The organism is Streptomyces sp. NBC_01410, from assembly GCF_045040195.1.
Lineage (GTDB): Bacteria > Actinomycetota > Actinomycetes > Streptomycetales > Streptomycetaceae > Streptomyces.
Genome location: NZ_CP109530.1, coordinates 6,716,989 through 6,732,913 on the forward strand (window position 1 = coordinate 6,716,989; position 15,925 = coordinate 6,732,913).

Here is a 15,925-nt window from a genome sequence, read left to right on the forward strand (position 1 = left end):
CGCAATCTCGAGTCCCCATGCGGGTGCCCCTGTGAACCTTGGGAGTAGGCACCATGACCCAGCAGTCCCTTGAAACCAGGACCACGGCGGAGGACGCCGGCGCGGGAACGCGCCAGCCCGCCGGGCGGTCCTGGCTCGACCGGTACTTCCACATAACCCAGCGCGGTTCGACCATCGGCCGGGAGGTGCGTGGCGGCGTCACCACCTTCATGGCGATGGCGTACATCATCCTTCTCAACCCGGTGATTCTGTCGGTGCCCGATGCGGCCGGTCACAAGCTCGACGGTGATCAGCTGACCACCGCGACCGTATTCGCCGCCGCCGCAACCACCATCGTGATGGGCTTCATCGGCAATGTGCCGCTCGCCCTCGCCGCGGGACTCAGCGTCTCCGCCGTCATGGCATTCCAGGTCGCTCCGGAGATGACCTGGGAAAACGCGATGGGCATGTGCGTCATCTACGGTCTCGTGATCGTCCTGCTCGTTGTCACCGGTCTGCGCGAGCTGATCATGAACGCCATCCCCCTGGCGCTCAAGCACGCCATCACCATGGGCATCGGCCTCTTCGTCTGCCTCATCGGCCTGGTCCAGGCGGGCTTCGTCACCTCCATGCCCGGCCCCGGCGGCCTCTCCGGCGCGAAGCCGATCCAGCTCGGTACGAGTGACATGCTCACCGGCTGGCCGGTGCTCTGTTTCTCCGTCACCGTCCTGCTGATCTTTCTGCTCCAGGTCCGCAAGGTCCCCGGTGCGATCCTCATCGGCATCGTCGGCGGTACCGTTTTCGCGGCGTTGGTCCACCAGTTCGCCGGCCTCGACAAGAAGGCCTGGGGCGGACTGAACGCGCCCGAGATCACCGGCTCCATCGTCAGCACCCCTGACTTCGGCCTCTTCGGCAGTGTTTCGTTCAGCGGAATCGGCAGCGTCGGTGGTATCACCGTCGGCGTCATCGTCTTCACCCTGGTGCTGGCCGGCTTCTTCGACGCCATGGGCACCATCATCGGCATCGGCCAGCAGGCGGGCCTCGCCGACGACAAGGGCAAGATGCCCGGTCTCAACAAGGCGCTCGCCATCGACGGTGCGGGTGGCGCGCTGGGCGGTGTCGCCGGTGCCTCCGGCCAGACGGTGTTCGTCGAGTCCACCGCGGGCGTCGGCGACGGTGCGCGCACCGGCCTCGCCAGTGTCATCACCGGTCTCGCCTTCACGCTCTGCCTGTTCTTCACCCCGCTGGCCCAGGTCATCCCCACCCAGGTGGCCGCCGCCGCACTCGTCGTCATCGGCTCGATGATGCTGACGAACGCCAAGCACATCGACTGGAACGACCAGGCGACCTCGATCCCGGTCTTCCTCACGACCGTGCTGATGCCCTTCACGTACTCGATCACCGCGGGCATCGCGGCGGGCGTCATCGCCCACGTCCTGATCAAGACCGTTCAGGGCCGGTCCCGCGACGTCGGCTGGCTGATGTGGGTGCTGTCCGCCGTCTTCCTGGCGTACTTCGCCCTTCACCCGATCGAGGGCTGGCTGGGAGTCAACTAGGCCGTGTTTTAGAACTAGCGCCGTCCGCCCGTAGGGCGGGGCTCGCGGCGTCTGGTGCGTGCAATCGCAAGGCGGAGGATCATCCTCGTACTGGACGTACTTGGATGACTCCGACAACGCAGCGAGTGTGCGTGCCAGGCGTCGCGGGCCAGGCGGGAGTTCCAAAACACGGCCTAGCTCCCCTCCGCCCTCACACACACCCTTGAGGAGACCGACATGCTGGACATCGCCGACGAGCTGAACCGGTGGGTCGAGCAGGGACGCGAGTTCGCCGTCGCCACCGTGGTGGCCGTCGGCGGCAGCGCCCCCCGGCAGCCCGGCGCGGCACTCGCCGTGGACAGCGACGGCACGGCGATCGGGTCGGTCTCCGGAGGGTGTGTCGAAGGCGCGGTGTACGAGTTGTGCCAGCAGTCGCTCGAGGACGGTCGCACCGTCCTCGAGCGGTTCGGCTACAGCGACGAGGACGCCTTCGCCGTCGGTCTGACCTGCGGCGGCATCATCGACATCCTGGTCACCCCGGTACGCGGCGGGGTCTTCCCCGCGGCACTCGCGGCCGCCGCCCAAGGGGAGGCGGCGGCGCTCGCCCGTATCACCGACGGACCGTCCGAACTGATGGGCCGGGCGCTGCTGGTGCGGCCCGACGGCTCGTACGAAGGTTCCCTCGGCGGCCACCCGGAACTCGACCGTACGGCTGCGGGCGAGGCACTGGCCCTCCTTGACGCGGGCCGCACGGCCTCCGTCACGATCGGCGAGGACGGCGTGCGCTGCGGCCGCCCGCTGACCCTTCTCGTCGAGTCCTCGGTGCCCGCGCCGCGGATGATCGTCTTCGGCGCGATCGACTTCGCGTCGGCGCTGGTACGGGTCGGAAAGTTCCTCGGTTACCACGTCACGGTCTGCGACGCGCGCCCTGTCTTCGCGACCGCCGCGCGTTTCCCGGAGGCGGACGAGATCGTGGTCGACTGGCCGCACCGCTATCTGGAGTCGACGGAGGTGGACGGGCGTACGGTCCTCTGCGTCCTCACCCACGACGCCAAGTTCGACGTGCCTCTGCTAGGACTGGCCCTCAGGCTTCCCGTCGCGTACGTCGGCGCGATGGGCTCACGCCGCACGCACGAGGACCGCAATAAGCGCCTGCGCGAGGTCGGCGTCACGGAACTCGAACTGGCCCGCCTGCGCAGCCCCATCGGCCTGGACCTCGGCGCGCGTACGCCGGAGGAGACGGCGCTGTCGATCGCGGCGGAGATCGTGGCGAACCGGCGTGGCGGCAGCGGAGTCTCCCTGACGGGCGCGCACACGCCCATCCACCACGACGGCACGGCGGTTCCGGCGGGCCGGATAGGTTCCGTGGCCTGAGGAGGTACGGGGACGTCAGCCCCTGCCCGCTCCCACACCGCCCGGGGAACGGCCGTGCAGCCCCCGGTCCCGGACGGCCGCGGAAGACGCCCCCGCGCCGACGGCGATGAGCGTCAGGACCGAGCACAGTGCGTAGACCCAGCCGAACAGGGCCAGTTGGACCGGGTATCCGGCATCGGAGGCCAGGTGCTCCTGGATGCGGGTGAGCTGGGGCACCACGCGGGAAACGGTGGCGAGGGTCCATGCCGCGAGCGTGATCCGGCTCAGCAGCCGCTGCCGGGCGGGGCCGTGGGGCCAGCCAGATCATGACCGGCACGCACCAGATCCAGTGGTGGCTCTCGCCTACGCTCCGCGTGGGCTCCTTCCTCCGCCTTGCGATGCTCCCCCGTAGCCCTTCGGGCACGGGAGGTGCCCCCATCGCCAGACCCCGCTCACTGATCCGGCCTGATCGACCGGACAGGACCTAGCCGGTGCGCGGTCCCGGGGCCGGAATAATTCGGTTGCCCCGTGCCCCGCCGCCGCGGTCTCATCGGGTGACCGGATGTCGATGCCGAGGTGGTGCGTGTATGCCCAGGGCCCAGCGGAACCGTTCTCGCGATCGAGGAAGGCCACCCGCTTTCGCGGTATGAACTCCCTTGATGCGAGACGGCGTTCAGAGCTGACGCCCATCCCACGCATCACACCAGGAGTCGTGTCCACGATGTCCCGCAACACCTCCAGGCGCGCCCGCACCGAAGCCCGCGCCGAGTCCTTCCGCTGCCTGCACTGCGGCCTCGACGTGTCGATGACCGCCGCGGGCACGGGCCACCGCAACCACTGCCCCAACTGCCTGTGGAGCCGTCACCTCGACGACACCCCGGGCGACCGGGCGGCCGACTGCGGTGCCCGGATGGAGCCTCTCGCCATCTCGGTCCGCGGTGACGGCGAGTGGGTACTCGTCCACCGCTGCACCGGCTGCGGAGTGCTCCATGCCAATCGCACGGCGGGCGACGACAACGCCCTGCCGCTGACCCGGCTGGCGGTGCGTCCCCTGGCGCAGCCGCCGTTCCCGCTGGAGCGGCTCACCGCTCTGTGAGGCAGGACGGATCCCGGACTCTCACCGTCCGGGATCCGTCAACTCCAGGCCCTTGTGCCGGAGCTGGGCAACGGGAGCGGCGGCGACCCTGGCCGCCGCCCACTCCGGCCATCCCGGGGCCGTCGGCAGATCCGGCGAGCGCAGAGGCGGCGGCACGCCCGGCTTCGCCTTGCGGGCCCAGCGCTCCAGCGCACGCACGGCGGCCCGCGCCAGCTGAGGCGGCACCGGTGCCGCCTCCGCCGCCAGCTTGGTGATCATCACCGCCGCCTGATGGCGACGGCGCGCGGACCAGGCGCCGAGCTCGTCGGCGATCAGACCGGGAGCGGTCGTCAGCAGATGGGCCGCGCGGAAGAGCGCGTACGACTCCTTGTCGCGCTTCATGCAGTCCTCGGCGACCTGCCGTACCGCCTTGCTGTCCAGGGGCGTCGTGCTCGCCCACCGGCATGCGGCGAAATAGTCGACGAGCAGCTCATGGCTGAAGGGCTGGTCCTCGGGGGCATCGGACGCGACCAGGCCCGTCGCGTACAGAAATATCTGGACGTCCTCGATCCAGGGCCTGCTCCCCGACTGCACCCGCAGCTCCGACGGCACTTGATGGAGAAGTTCTTCCAGGCTCGGCCGCAGCGCGAGCCGCGGATCACGCAGCTCGCCCGCATGAGCCGCGAGCACCCGGCGGAGCTCCTTTCGGGAGAGGGGAGCGGCCCCTGCCCTCTGCTGTTCGGCACCGGTCAGGAGGATCTCCGTCAGCCGTTCCAAGAGCTTGAACCGGCCGCCCTCAAGGCCGTCGGCACCGCTCGTCACATACACCGCGCACAGGACGACGCAGAACAACGGCCGCATCGCCAGCTCCGAGAGGCCGAGGCGTTCGAGCTCGCCGAGGAAGATGTCGACGGTGGCGGTCTCGGCGCCGAAGGTGGCGAGGTAGTTCTCGGCCAGTTGACGCCGCACCTGCCCACTGAGCCGGCACAGCCGCAGAGTCTCCAGACTCGGCAGCTCGATGTCGTCACCGTCCCGGAACGGGTCGCGGCTGGCCACCACAAGCGTGAACTGCGGGGCATTGGCGAAAGCGGCGAGCGCACCCTGCACCTGTTTCCGGCGCCCCCGGTCCACCTCGTCCACACCGTCGATCAGTACCAGCCACTTCCTGGCCGGGAAGGGGGGCTCCTCGAAGGCCGCCGGCTGGGGCAGCACCTGTTGGAACCGTATGTCGCCCGACCGCTTGGCGGCCGCATCGCTCAGGTCCCAGCTCACGGCACGCGACAGCCAGCGATGCGGATCCCAGGACTCGGTGCCGATTCCGTCGGCCAGAAGGGGTGCCGGGGCATACACGGGCACATAGTCGCCGACCGTGCCGGCGAGCCATTCCTGTGCCGAGTCGCGGGCAACCGCGCGTAACAGAGTCGACTTTCCGGTGCCTGCCTCGCCGACGATGTGCGCACCGGGCAGCAGCGCGGCCGCGTCCAGCGGACGGCAGTCGGCACCACCGATCTTCTCCCCGTCGTGCCCCGGCTTGGCGCGGACCGGCACCCGGAAGCCGGCCGTCGACAGCTGTGGGCCGCCGGACCCTCCGGCCCCGCCGCGCAGCACCCGCTGCAGGACGTCCACATAACCGTGGCGTCCGGTGGCCTCGCGCAACAGGGTGAGATAGCCCGTCAGATCCGGCCCGGTCCACTTCCAGTTGCCCTCCCGCAGCTGCCCGTCATCGAGCAGCCCGACCCAGTCGTCGAGCGGGCCGTAGCCGATCCGCTGCTCCTGACCGAGCAGCGGAAAGGTGTCCCAGACGACATGAGCCGGCACCAGCCGGGACTCGTGGTCCGCCGTGGGGACCGTTCTGCGCTGTTTGGCGCGTACGACTCCGATGACACAGCCGGACTTCTCGTCGATCACCGGCGAGCCGCTGGCCCCTGCCCACAGCTCGGATCCGCCCACCTTGAGGAGCGTGGCCCCGCTCTTGTGCCAGGAGCCGCCGACGATCTCCAGAGTGAAGCTGTCGCCTCCGGAGTAGTCATGGCCCGGGTGCCCGTGCGCGTACAGCTTCTGGCCGCCGGGCGGGAGGCCGGAACCGCGGGACAGCGCCACGCACGGCTGGTCCCGCGGCGGGCCGCCGGTCACCCGCAGCAGCGCCAGATCGGGACCGCGTCCGCCGTCGAACGGCCTCACGTCGATGTCGTCCACGGCGAAGGCGAGCGAGACCTGCTCCGTGCCCCGGCGCCAGAACCCTTCCACGTGCTCCGCGGCCCGCTCGCCCGGCAGTACGACATGGGCGCAGGTCAGGACGAGCCCGGGGCCGACGAAGAAGCCGGTGCCGTGCTCCTTCGCACCCTGCCGGGAGCTGTGCAGAGCCACGGTCGTGCCGTTGAGTGTCGACTTGAGGCGCTCCCACGCCTGTGCCGGGTCCATCGCGCCGCCCGGCGGGCTCAGTTGCCGCCGCCGGTGCCGCCCGAGGCGCTGGAGCCGCCCGAGCCGGCGGACCCCTCCGGTTGCTGTGCCGTCCAGTCCCACTCCATCGTGACCGTCAGGTTCGCGTCCACCGAACCCTTGGTGATGAGAGCGACAAGACCGCTGGTCTCGACACCGACCTGGCAGCCGAACTCCACAGTGAGGCGATGGGGTTTGGCCCGGCGCAGCGCGCCCGTGACACCTTGCGCGAAGGTGCCGAGCGCCTCGGTGACCTCGTCGAGATTGAAGGAGAGAAGGCCGATCTCCTCCTCCAGAGGCTCGCCCTCACCGTCCTCGGGCCCGGCCCCCGCCCTCTCCGGCGCGACATTGACCGCCTGCAGCATCAGCCGTGTCCCGTCCGGGAGTTCGACCGCTGTCAGCACTTCCTCACCGGCCATCAGGTCCCCCTACCCGCGTTCCGTCCCTGTGCGGCAGAGTAGCGGGCACAGAGTGTCCGAGGGGGGACAGTGAGTGAAGCTTGGGGCGCGATCCGTCCGGCTGCGGCCGACGAGCCCATGACCCTTGAGCTGATCGTCCCCGGTACACAACCCGCCGACCCGCAGCATCTGCTCGGCGACCCCCGGATGATCCAGATCGGCGGCGACCGCAGGACCCGGCTGCACCGGCGCGCGGACGATGTCGACGGCGAGCAGCGCCCCGACGAGTACCGAGGCCGCCCCATCCCGGAGACGTACACCTGGGGGTCGCGGGTGGGGGGCGGCTGGATGCGTGGGGTGTGGCTGTTCCTGGGGCCCTTTCTGCTGATGAATCTGGCTTCCTGGATGCTGCCCCGGGCCGACGGCACCGACGGGCGCGGCCGGTCGTACGTCGCCCGAAGCTACGCCGTGATGATGCGGCTGCTCGCGGCCGCCCTCACCGTTCAGCTCGTCGCGTACCTCGCCGAGATCAGCATGGATCTGATGGTGTGGCAGTGCGCGGCGGCCAGCCGGTCCTGCGTGGAGGAGAACACCTGGCTGCTCTTCCTCAGTCCGGCGAACGGCAGTTGGTGGGCGCGGCCGGGTCCGTCGCTGGCACTCGGTGCGCTCCTTCCGCTGTTCGTCATCGTCCTGATGGCGCGGCTGGGTCAGCGCACCTGGGCGCGGACCGAGGCGCTGCGGCCGGCGCTCTCGGGTCTCCGACCGGAATACGACGAAGGACCCTTCGGCCCCGCCCTTTCCCGGCCGGGGTTCTGGTACGGCCGCAGGCAGGTCCTGCGGCTGCGGTCCGCGCACACCACGCTGGCGAGCTCCACGTTGTCCCTGCTGCTCCTGGCCGCGCTGGCAGGGCCCGGCCGGAAGGACGGCAGCGCTCTGTTCACCGGCTTCGAGTGGGCTCTCATCGGCCTGGTGCTGCTGGCCGCCACCGTCGCCGTGTCGGAGGTCGTCCGAGCGGGCCGCAGCGAGCGCTACCTCGCCGCAGGACGGAGCCGGATCGCGGCGTACTCCCCGAGACTCTCGATGTGTCTGCTCGTGCTCACGTTCGCCGACGCTTTCCTTGCGCGGCCGGGCTGGGTCGCCACCGGCCGGCTCCCGGGCATCGAAGCGCTGCTCGCCGGACTCCTCGTGGGCGAGATGGCGCTGGCCGCGGGGCTCTTCGCCTGCTGTGTGCCGTTCGCGGCGAGGCGCATGCACGGCAGGGTCGCGCTGCGCGGCCTCGGCGGACCGGTCGTGGCGCTGCTCGCATGCTGGCTGGCCACCATCTTCTCGGCGGTCCTGGTCCTCGTGGTCGCGGACATCCTGGAAGGAGGCCGTACACCCGGAATGGGCTCCATCGCGGGGCCGCTGCCGCTCATCGAGGTCGCGGCGTGGGGCCCGGTGCTGCTGGTGCTGCTTGCCGTCGTTTTCGCCGTGGCCGTCAGCGTCCATCACGCACGAAGGGTCCGTCATCTGCGCTTCGTCGTGGAGCACGACTACCAGGGCGAAGCGCCGGATCTGCTGCGCAGCGACGAGATCGCCCGCGCCCACAGCTCGGCTGCCCTCACCGAGACCGTTCCGGTGCTGCTGGCCGCGTCCGGCGTCATGGCGGCTCTGCACTTCGCTCAGATCGCGATCGGTGCGACGGACGCCTTCACCTACAGCCGCCGCTTCGTGGATGCGCTGGCCGGGCTCGGTACCTGGCTGGGCCCGCTGCTCTATGCCCTGGTGTTCCTGGCCGGGTGGGCGGCGTACGCATGGCCCGCCTCCCGTCGCTCGGTCGGACTGCTGTGGGACATCAGTACGTTCTGGCCGCGCGCCGCCCACCCCTTCGCTCCGCCCTGTCTGGCGGAGCGAGCCGTGCCCGATCTTCAGTGGCGCATGCTGACCTGGCTGCGCAGCACCGGGGGACGCTTGCTGCTCTCCGGCCACGGGCAGGGGTCGGTCCTCGCGGCGGCGGCCGCGTTTCAACTGGCGCCGGAGTACCGCCGTCGTATCTCGCTTCTCACGTACGGATCACCTTTGGCGCGAATCTACGGACGCTATTTCCCCGCCTACTTCGGTCCGTCCCAACTGCGCATGATGGAAGAGGGGGTAGCGATCTGGCGGAATCTGTGGCGGCGTACCGACCCGATCGGGGGGCCGATCGCGATCGACACTGAGCTCAGCGCGGTGGACAGCAGCCCCTTGCGCGACCCGCTCGCCTTCGGCCGCACTGCCAAGCATCCGCTGTACGCGCCCATCCTCAGCCATGACGACTACCAGGCGGACCCCGTTTTCGCCGCGGACCGGGCCCTGCTGCTCGCCCGGATCGGGCCACGTATGCCCTCTCCGCGCCCGCGCGACTGACCGTCCTGCGAGCCCCCGCGCCGGGGCTCAGCCCAGGCGCGTGGCCACCACCAGCCGGCACCGCGGGCTGCCGTCCTTCAGGCGCCCCAGCTCTTCGAGCGGCCGCAGCTCCACCATGAACCCCGCCCGGCCCAGTTCGGACGTGACGTCGGAGAGCCGGAAGGTGCGGTAGTACATGACGAACGTCGGCCGCCACAGCAGGTTGCGTACACGCATCGCCGCGTCGAAGGCCCACAGCGCCCAGTACAGCCGTGATCCGACCCGGGCCGGAGCCGGGAGCGGGAAGACGAATCTGCCGCCGGGACGCAGCGACCGGTGAATCTGCGCGAAAAGCGCCGGGCGCTCACTCGGCAGGAAATGGCCGAAGGCTCCGAAGCTCACCGCCAGGTCGAAGGCCTCGGTGAAGGGGAGCGCGAGCGCGTCCGCCCGTACCCACGTTGCCCAGGGGTAGGTGGCCTTCGCCTCGGCCAGCATGCCCGCGCTGAAGTCGACCCCCGTGACCTCGTCCTCGCACAGGTCTCGCAGCACCCGCACTCCCGCGCCCGTACCGCAGCAGACGTCGAGCCCGGAACCGAACGGCCCGAGCGGGCGGAGCGCTCGTACCAACGGATCGAGGATCCGGTCGGGGGTACGGAACGGCGTCTCGTCGAATTTCGGGGCGAGCAGGTCATAGCCGTGCTCGATCGACGAGAGCGCCTGTACGGCGAGCTCTCGGAACGTGGGGCCCGACGGAGTGAACATCACCGTCCACAGTAGCCGTTGAACATCACCCCAGGCCCATCCGTATTCCGGGAGGGTCCCTGCGCATCCGTACGGGCCATTGGCAGGCAGGGGAGGCAGATCCATGGCCGGCGGCAACGTCACGGCACTCTTCCGCGCGTCCACCGCGCACAGCCCTTCGTACTTCACCTTGAACAGGGCAGGCGGTGGACAGGCAGGAGAGATCACCGACTTCTGCATCCCGTGCAATCCGTACTTCCCCACCCCCGAGATGTTCGACATGCTCGGCAGCCGCCTGCGCGAGATCCTCACCTACTATCCGAGCTCGGCCGACACCATCACCGCCGAGCTGTGCCAGGTGCTCGCACTCAATCCGCAGACCGTCGCCATGGGCAACGGATCCACCGAACTGATCACCTGGATCGACCACTTGCTGGTCCGCGAGTCGCTGGCCGTGCCCGTGCCCACCTTCGGGCGGTGGACCGACCAGCCGATGGAGACCGGCAAGCGCGTCGACATGCTCCTGCTGCCCGAGGCGCACGGGTTCGGCCTGGACACGGCGTCCTTCGTGCAGTTCATCCGGAGCCGCGGCTCGCGCGCCGCGGTCATCTGCAACCCCAACAACCCCGACGGCGGCTTCCTGCCCAAGCAGCGGGTCATCGCGCTCCTCGACGAGCTCCAGGATCTGGATCTGGTCGTCGTCGACGAGTCCTTCCTGGAGTTCGCGGACGCCGAGCCCGAGCCGAGCGTCGCCTCGGAGGCCGTGCTGCGGACGAACGTGATCGTGCTGCGCAGCCTCGGCAAGAACTTCGGTCTGCACGGCGTGCGCTTCGGCTATCTCGTCTCGAATCCCACCCTCGCCGGGAAGGTGCGCTCCGCCCTGCCGAAGTGGAACCTCAACTCCTTTGCCGAGACTGTGGTGTTCATGCTCAAGGAGCACCGTCAGGAGTACGCCGACAGCCTTCAGCAGGCCCGCCGCGACCGGCAGGAGATGACCTGGCGGCTCTCCCAGCTGCCGGGTATGACCGTCTACCCCTCGCAGGGCAACTTCCTGTACGTACGCCTCCCCGAGGGCGTGGACGGCTCGGTCCTGCGGGACCGGCTGCTCGCCGAGCACGGCGTGCTGGTGCGCGAGTGCAGCAACAAGGTCGGCAGTTCGAGCCGGTTCCTGCGGCTGGTGGTGAGACCGCAGGAGGATGTGCTGCGGCTCATGCAGGCAATGGAACAGGTGCTGTACGGGCGGCGCATCCAGGCTCCGGAGCCGCCTCCGCAGCCGATGGCCCCGATGCTGTCCCAGGTGCCCTCGGGGCAGCCGCTGCCTCCGGAGCAGGGTCAGGTGCAGGCGGCGGTGCCGATGCTGGCCCTGGCACAGGAGCCGGTCTCGGCGCGGGGGCTCGTCCCGGCCCGTGCGCAGCGCGCCGTCCCGGTGGCCGCGGAGCAGCCCCAGCCGATGGCACCCGGCTACAGCTCGGGCACGGCGGCGGTCGACCGTCTGATCGCGGGGGCGTGAGTTCCCGCTCGCATCTGCGGTGAGCGGTCCAGTCACGGACATCACCGCGCACGCCCGCTTCTGACGTAAGACTTCCGTCATCCCCCCGGCCGCCCGTCACGGCGCGAAGTCCCGTTGAATGGACAGGCCAGGGCACAGCGCCCGGCGGATATCGGGAGGACGTCGTGGGACGCGTGCGGTTGTGGCTGAAGAGGCCTGTGGTCATCTCGGTGCTGGTGGTCTGTGCGCTGGGGCTGAGCCTGGGGGTCTACTGGTTCCAGCCGTGGAAGCTGTTTGTCGACGAGACGGTACGGGACGCACTCCCCGCCGCCGCGAGTCCGGCGGCCGGGGAGCCGGCTGCCGCCGACCCGCGGGTCCTCGCGTCCGGCACGCTCATCAGCCACGAGCACGACACCTCGGGCTCGGCCCGGATCGTCGAGCTGCCCGACGGCTCCCGCATTCTGCGGCTGGAGAACCTGGACACCAGCAACGGTCCTGATCTGCGGGTGTTGCTCACGGACGCCCCCGTGAAGCAGGGCACGGCGGGCTGGCGGGTCTTCGACGACGGCAAGCACGTCAGCCTCGGCAAGCTCAAGGGCAACAAGGGTGACCAGAACTACGCCCTGCCCCGGGACCTCGATCTGACCGGATACACCAGCGTCAGCATCTGGTGCGACCGCTTCGACGTCTCCTTCGGCGCCGCCGAGCTTGCCCCGCGCGCGTAGCCCTGCGTCCCCAACTTCCCTGCCAGACAGTGCAGTTGTTCGGGTATCTCCGAGGTTGCCCGAGCCTTGGGGGCGGAAGACCGCCACCACCACGTCCGACATGCACGACCTGCCCCATGCGGGGCATGGGAGGAAAGCCCAGGCGAAGCTGACCCGGTACGACCGGATGATGGCCCGGCGCAGGCCGAAGAAAGGGCAGCCCGGATCGAAGGGCTACCGTGAGGCCAAGCGACTGCGGGCCAAGCTGTACCGGAAGGTCGCCCGGCAGCGGCAGGACACCGCCCGCAAGTGGGCCAAGCGCGTGGTCCGCGACCATGACGCCCTCGCCGTCGAGGACTTCCGGCCGAGGTTCCTCCCCAAATCGACCATGGCCAACAAGGCCGCCGACGCCGCAATCGGTGCCGTCAAAGCGGCCCTGATCGAAATGGGCCGCAAGCACGGACGTGCCGTGCACCTCGTACATCCCGCGCACACCACGATGGACTGCGCGTAGTGCGGAGCGAGAACCAAGCACGCACTACCTCTTTCCGAACGAACCTATGCCTGCACCGCGTGCGGAACCGTATCCCCCAGGGATAAGAACTCCGCCCGCGTGATGCTCGTCCGGGCTGGTCTCAACCCGGCTGGTGCTGATCGTGTAAGAGCTGGCGGACCGCGGGTCCACAGCCAACGTGAGCCAGGAATCCCCTCCCCCAGGGAGGCGAGGAGTCAACTACCAGGCGCAGTTCCAGGCGGGCGGAGTCCAACAAGCTGGACACCGAGCGGGTGCTGCTCTACCCGGCCGGTCAGTTCGTAGCCCAGCCGCAGATCATCGCGCTCAACCGGGACGGGGAAAGCTCAGTGACCATCACCCAAGTGGCAGAACCGATATCGGTGATCGGCATCGGACGCAATGCCGCGCTGTCCAACGGGCAGGCGGCGCCGGATCCGGCCGATCCCGCGGCGGGGCCTCGCGTCCGGGTCGCCTGCGCCACGGAAGGACTGCGCAACGAGGTCCCGCAGGGCACCTTCTCGGCCCGCTGCCTCGGCAAGGTCCAGGACTGGAACGCCGAGGACGCGGTACTCGAAGTACAGGCGATGGCGATCTTCCGATAGGCGCCGGGGGCCGGTCTGCGCGACGATGGACGATGTCGGGAGGCACTCATGGATTACCCGGAAACCTACGAGCTGGTGTTTCAGGCGTCCGCCGTGGAGGACGACGCGGTGATCGTCCACCGCACCGCGCAGGCGGGCGCGGGGGGATATCCGATCTACGAGGACGAGACGGGAATCGTGCGCGCGGAGATCAGCGACCGGGGAGAGGTACGCATGCTGGCCAGTGGCGGCCATCAGGTGCTCGGGACGCCGATGACGGTGCGGCCGCTCGGCTCCAAGTGAGGGTCCCTGCTGCGACGTGATGGTCCCTACCGCGACGCGCTGGACGCCGGGCGGCTCGTGACGGTGAACAGGGCGCCGTCGGGATCGCGCAGCGTCGCCTCCACCCCGTAGGGGGCCGGGCCCTGCCCGAGGACCGAGCCGCCGTGGAGCAGCGCGGCCTCGACCGTGGCCTGCACATCGCCCACGGGGAAGTGGACGTGCCAGCGCGGCTGGAACAGCGGGTCGGGTGTCGTGCCGATCGCGCCCGAACTGAGCCGGGCGAGCACCTGACCGTGCTGGTGCAGGACCACCTCGCCCTCCTGGTAGTCGACCTGGCAGCAGCCGGGGCGCTCCGAGGCCCAGTCGAGGACCTCCCCGTAGAAGATCGCCGCCTCGAACGCGTCGCGCGTGCGCAGCCGCAGCCAGGCGGGCGCGTTCTGGCGCCAGGCCTGCCAGTTGGAGACCAGCTGCCCCTCCCAGATGCCGAACACGGCACCGTCCCGGTCCGCCGCCAGGGCGCCGCGGCCCACCGGGAAGCGCAGCGGGCCCACCGCGACGGTGGCGCTGCGCTCCCGGATCCGGGCCGCCGTCTCGTCCACGTCGGCGACGGCGAAATAGGGCGTCCATGTGACGGGGGCCCGCAGGGCGCGGCCGAGCGCGCCGATACCGGCGACGGGCGTGCCCTCGAAATGTGCGATCCGGAATGCGGCACCGAGCCGGGCACGCCGGAAGGTCCAGCCGAGGACCGCACCGTAGAAGGACTGCGCGGCCTGAAGGTCGCGTGCCATCAGGCTGATCCAGCACGGTGCGCCGAAGACCTCATGGCTCGACGTCACGCCGGGTGCCGTGCTCGTTGTCTCCATCACCCTCCATCCTCGCCCGCCGCAGGAGGGCTCGCGAGCCCTGCGGCCGCTCGAACGCATGTGACATTTCCGCGGGGCGCGGCGCAGTCATGTGTAGGGGGCATCAGTACGGGTGTGCCGTGACGCGGGGCGACGAAGAGGAACGAGTGGGCAAGGTGCGGGGCGGCCGCCGTGCGGAGATGTACGACGCGAAGCTCGGTGAGGACGTCGCGCGGGCACAGCAGGGGGACGAGGCGGCCTTCGCGGCCGCCTTCCGGCTTCTCCAGCCGCGCCTGCTCGGCTTTCTGCGCGGTCTGGTCGGGGACGACGCCGAGGACGTCGCGTCCGACGCGTGGCTGGAGATCGCGCGTGACCTGGGACGCTTCCGGGGGGACGGGGCAGGTTTCCGTGCCTGGACCGCGAGCATCGCGCGCAACCGGGCCATCGACCATCTGCGCCGGCTCGGGAGCCGCCCGCGCGGCACGCTTCTCGAACAGGATCTGATGGAGCTGCCCGCGAGGCAGGACACGGCCTCAGAAGCCTTTGAAACCATCTCCACCGCGCAGGCCCTCGCGCTGATCGCCACCCTGCCCCGAGGACAGGCGGAAGCGGTCCTGCTGCAGACCGTCATCGGTCTCGACGGACCCACGACGGCACGGGTGCTGGGCAAGCGGCCCGGCGCGGTACGCGCCGCCACGCACCGCGGGCTGAGACGTCTGGAGAAACATCTGGCGACGCTCGGGCGAAGCCGCGTGACAGATTCGGACTCCCGTGCGCTGGGAGAAGGAGATGACCGAGAACCGATCCAGAGGTGCCATGGACCCCGGTGACGAGCCGCGCACGCCGACGTGGACCCCGACGTGGACTCCGATGCGGGCGGCGGCGCCGACTGTGACGGCGGCTGTGACGCTCGACGATCTGCTTGCCGCCGCGGCGCGCACGGCGCCCGCGGCACCGCAGGCCGAGCAGCGCGCCGTCGCCGCCTTCCGGGCCGCACGAGACGCGGGGGCGCCCGCCGTGCCCATCCGGCGCAGGGACGACTGGCGGCCCGCGCGGCCGCGGGCCGGGGCCGGCTGGATCAAGGTGGGCCTGGGCAGCTTCGTGGCCGCGCTGACGCTGGGCGGCGTGGCGGTGGCGGCGGGCGCGATCCCGGCGCCCTTCGGGGACGCGCCGGACGGGCCCGGGCCGGTGCCGAGCGCTTCGCCCTCCCGGAGCGGGGGGCCCGCGGCCCCGCCGCGCCCCTTTGTCCCCGTCCCCCCGAAGGTCGGACCGACCGGACCCACGGGCGACGAGCGACCGCCGACCGCCAAGGACCAGCTGGCGCAGTGCCGTGCGTACGAGGCGCGGCAGGGACGCCCCGGAAGTCCGGACAGCCCGGCCTGGCAGCGGCTGGAGGACGCCGCCGGCGGTCCCGACGCCGTCGCCGCGTACTGCGCGGGCCTGTTGGCCGAGCAGCCTCTCCCGCAGCCGTCGAAGGAACGCCCGTCCAGGGACGGGAAGGTCGACGAGTCCAGCGCGGCTCCCGGGCAGAAGCCCCTCACCTCCCCGACCGGCTGACCGGGGGACCCGGACCAACCGACTGACCCGCGGACACACGAAACGGCCGGGGCCCCAACTCGTGGGACCCCG

Annotated in this window: 15 protein-coding genes and 1 pseudogene; 11 read left to right on the forward strand and 5 right to left on the reverse strand. The window is 70.5% G+C overall.

Annotated features, from left to right (window positions below):
• Positions 1 to 53 precede the first annotated feature (53 nt).
• Both OG741_RS30820 and OG741_RS30825 read left to right on the forward strand, forming a co-directional pair.
• On the forward strand, positions 54 to 1,535 hold the full coding sequence (locus tag OG741_RS30820; protein WP_405603243.1) for an NCS2 family permease: 1,482 nt from the start codon (positions 54 to 56) through the stop codon (positions 1,533 to 1,535).
• A gap of 216 nt (positions 1,536 to 1,751) precedes the next feature.
• Positions 1,752 to 2,888 carry an XdhC family protein gene (locus tag OG741_RS30825; RefSeq protein WP_405603245.1) on the forward strand — a complete coding sequence of 379 codons (1,137 nt, stop codon included), beginning with the start codon at positions 1,752 to 1,754 and terminating at the stop codon, positions 2,886 to 2,888.
• Positions 2,889 to 2,903: 15 nt separating this feature from the next.
• Here the strand turns inward: OG741_RS30825 and OG741_RS30830 are convergent, their stop codons facing one another.
• The gene (locus OG741_RS30830) at positions 2,904 to 3,107 is read right to left on the reverse strand and encodes a hypothetical protein (RefSeq protein WP_405603247.1); all 204 of its coding nucleotides are present in this window, start codon (positions 3,105 to 3,107) and stop codon (positions 2,904 to 2,906) included.
• Positions 3,108 to 3,588: 481 nt separating this feature from the next.
• Between OG741_RS30830 and OG741_RS30835 the strand changes: the two genes are divergently transcribed.
• Positions 3,589 to 3,963 (forward strand): RNHCP domain-containing protein, encoded by a 375-nt coding sequence (locus tag OG741_RS30835; protein ID WP_361904049.1) that lies wholly within the window; start codon positions 3,589 to 3,591, stop codon positions 3,961 to 3,963.
• A gap of 21 nt (positions 3,964 to 3,984) precedes the next feature.
• Here the strand turns inward: OG741_RS30835 and OG741_RS30840 are convergent, their stop codons facing one another.
• Positions 3,985 to 6,363: a trypsin-like peptidase domain-containing protein gene (locus OG741_RS30840; protein WP_405603248.1), complete on the reverse strand. Its 2,379-nt coding sequence runs from the start codon at positions 6,361 to 6,363 to the stop codon at positions 3,985 to 3,987.
• Between the two features lie 17 nt (positions 6,364 to 6,380).
• On the reverse strand, positions 6,381 to 6,800 hold the full coding sequence (locus tag OG741_RS30845) for a CU044_2847 family protein (RefSeq protein WP_405603249.1): 420 nt from the start codon (positions 6,798 to 6,800) through the stop codon (positions 6,381 to 6,383).
• Between the two features lie 69 nt (positions 6,801 to 6,869).
• Here OG741_RS30845 and OG741_RS30850 point away from each other — a divergent pair, with 69 nt between their 5' ends.
• Entirely contained in the window at positions 6,870 to 9,164 is a 2,295-nt protein-coding gene (locus tag OG741_RS30850) for a hypothetical protein (protein WP_405603250.1), read from the forward strand.
• 27 nt (positions 9,165 to 9,191) lie between these two features.
• Here OG741_RS30850 and OG741_RS30855 read toward each other — a convergent pair whose 3' ends face one another.
• Positions 9,192 to 9,905 (reverse strand): class I SAM-dependent methyltransferase, encoded by a 714-nt coding sequence (locus OG741_RS30855; protein ID WP_405603252.1) that lies wholly within the window; start codon positions 9,903 to 9,905, stop codon positions 9,192 to 9,194.
• Positions 9,906 to 10,008: 103 nt separating this feature from the next.
• Here OG741_RS30855 and OG741_RS30860 point away from each other — a divergent pair, with 103 nt between their 5' ends.
• The 5 genes and pseudogenes from OG741_RS30860 to OG741_RS30880 all read left to right on the forward strand — a co-directional run bounded on the left by OG741_RS30860 (position 10,009) and on the right by OG741_RS30880 (position 13,475).
• Entirely contained in the window at positions 10,009 to 11,394 is a 1,386-nt protein-coding gene (locus OG741_RS30860; RefSeq protein WP_405603254.1) for a pyridoxal phosphate-dependent aminotransferase, read from the forward strand.
• A gap of 164 nt (positions 11,395 to 11,558) precedes the next feature.
• Positions 11,559 to 12,098, forward strand: coding sequence for a DM13 domain-containing protein (locus tag OG741_RS30865; RefSeq protein WP_405603255.1), 540 nt, complete (start codon positions 11,559 to 11,561; stop codon positions 12,096 to 12,098).
• Positions 12,099 to 12,165: 67 nt separating this feature from the next.
• Positions 12,166 to 12,894 (forward strand): annotated as a pseudogene (locus OG741_RS30870) (RNA-guided endonuclease InsQ/TnpB family protein); the annotation flags it as partial.
• Positions 12,895 to 12,953: 59 nt separating this feature from the next.
• Positions 12,954 to 13,193 carry a hypothetical protein gene (locus OG741_RS30875; RefSeq protein WP_405603256.1) on the forward strand — a complete coding sequence of 80 codons (240 nt, stop codon included), beginning with the start codon at positions 12,954 to 12,956 and terminating at the stop codon, positions 13,191 to 13,193.
• 48 nt (positions 13,194 to 13,241) lie between these two features.
• A complete protein-coding gene (locus OG741_RS30880) occupies positions 13,242 to 13,475 on the forward strand; it encodes a DUF6296 family protein (RefSeq protein WP_142213014.1) in 234 nt (77 codons plus the stop codon).
• A gap of 26 nt (positions 13,476 to 13,501) precedes the next feature.
• Here OG741_RS30880 and OG741_RS30885 read toward each other — a convergent pair whose 3' ends face one another.
• On the reverse strand, positions 13,502 to 14,317 hold the full coding sequence (locus OG741_RS30885) for a VOC family protein (RefSeq protein WP_405603257.1): 816 nt from the start codon (positions 14,315 to 14,317) through the stop codon (positions 13,502 to 13,504).
• Positions 14,318 to 14,463: 146 nt separating this feature from the next.
• On the opposite strand from OG741_RS30885, the gene OG741_RS30890 reads away from it, so the two are divergent.
• On the forward strand, positions 14,464 to 15,126 hold the full coding sequence (locus tag OG741_RS30890; protein WP_405605852.1) for an RNA polymerase sigma factor: 663 nt from the start codon (positions 14,464 to 14,466) through the stop codon (positions 15,124 to 15,126).
• Entirely contained in the window at positions 15,086 to 15,853 is a 768-nt protein-coding gene (locus tag OG741_RS30895; protein WP_405603258.1) for a hypothetical protein, read from the forward strand. The genes OG741_RS30890 and OG741_RS30895 overlap by 41 nt, the downstream gene beginning before the upstream one ends.
• Positions 15,854 to 15,925: the final 72 nt, after the last annotated feature.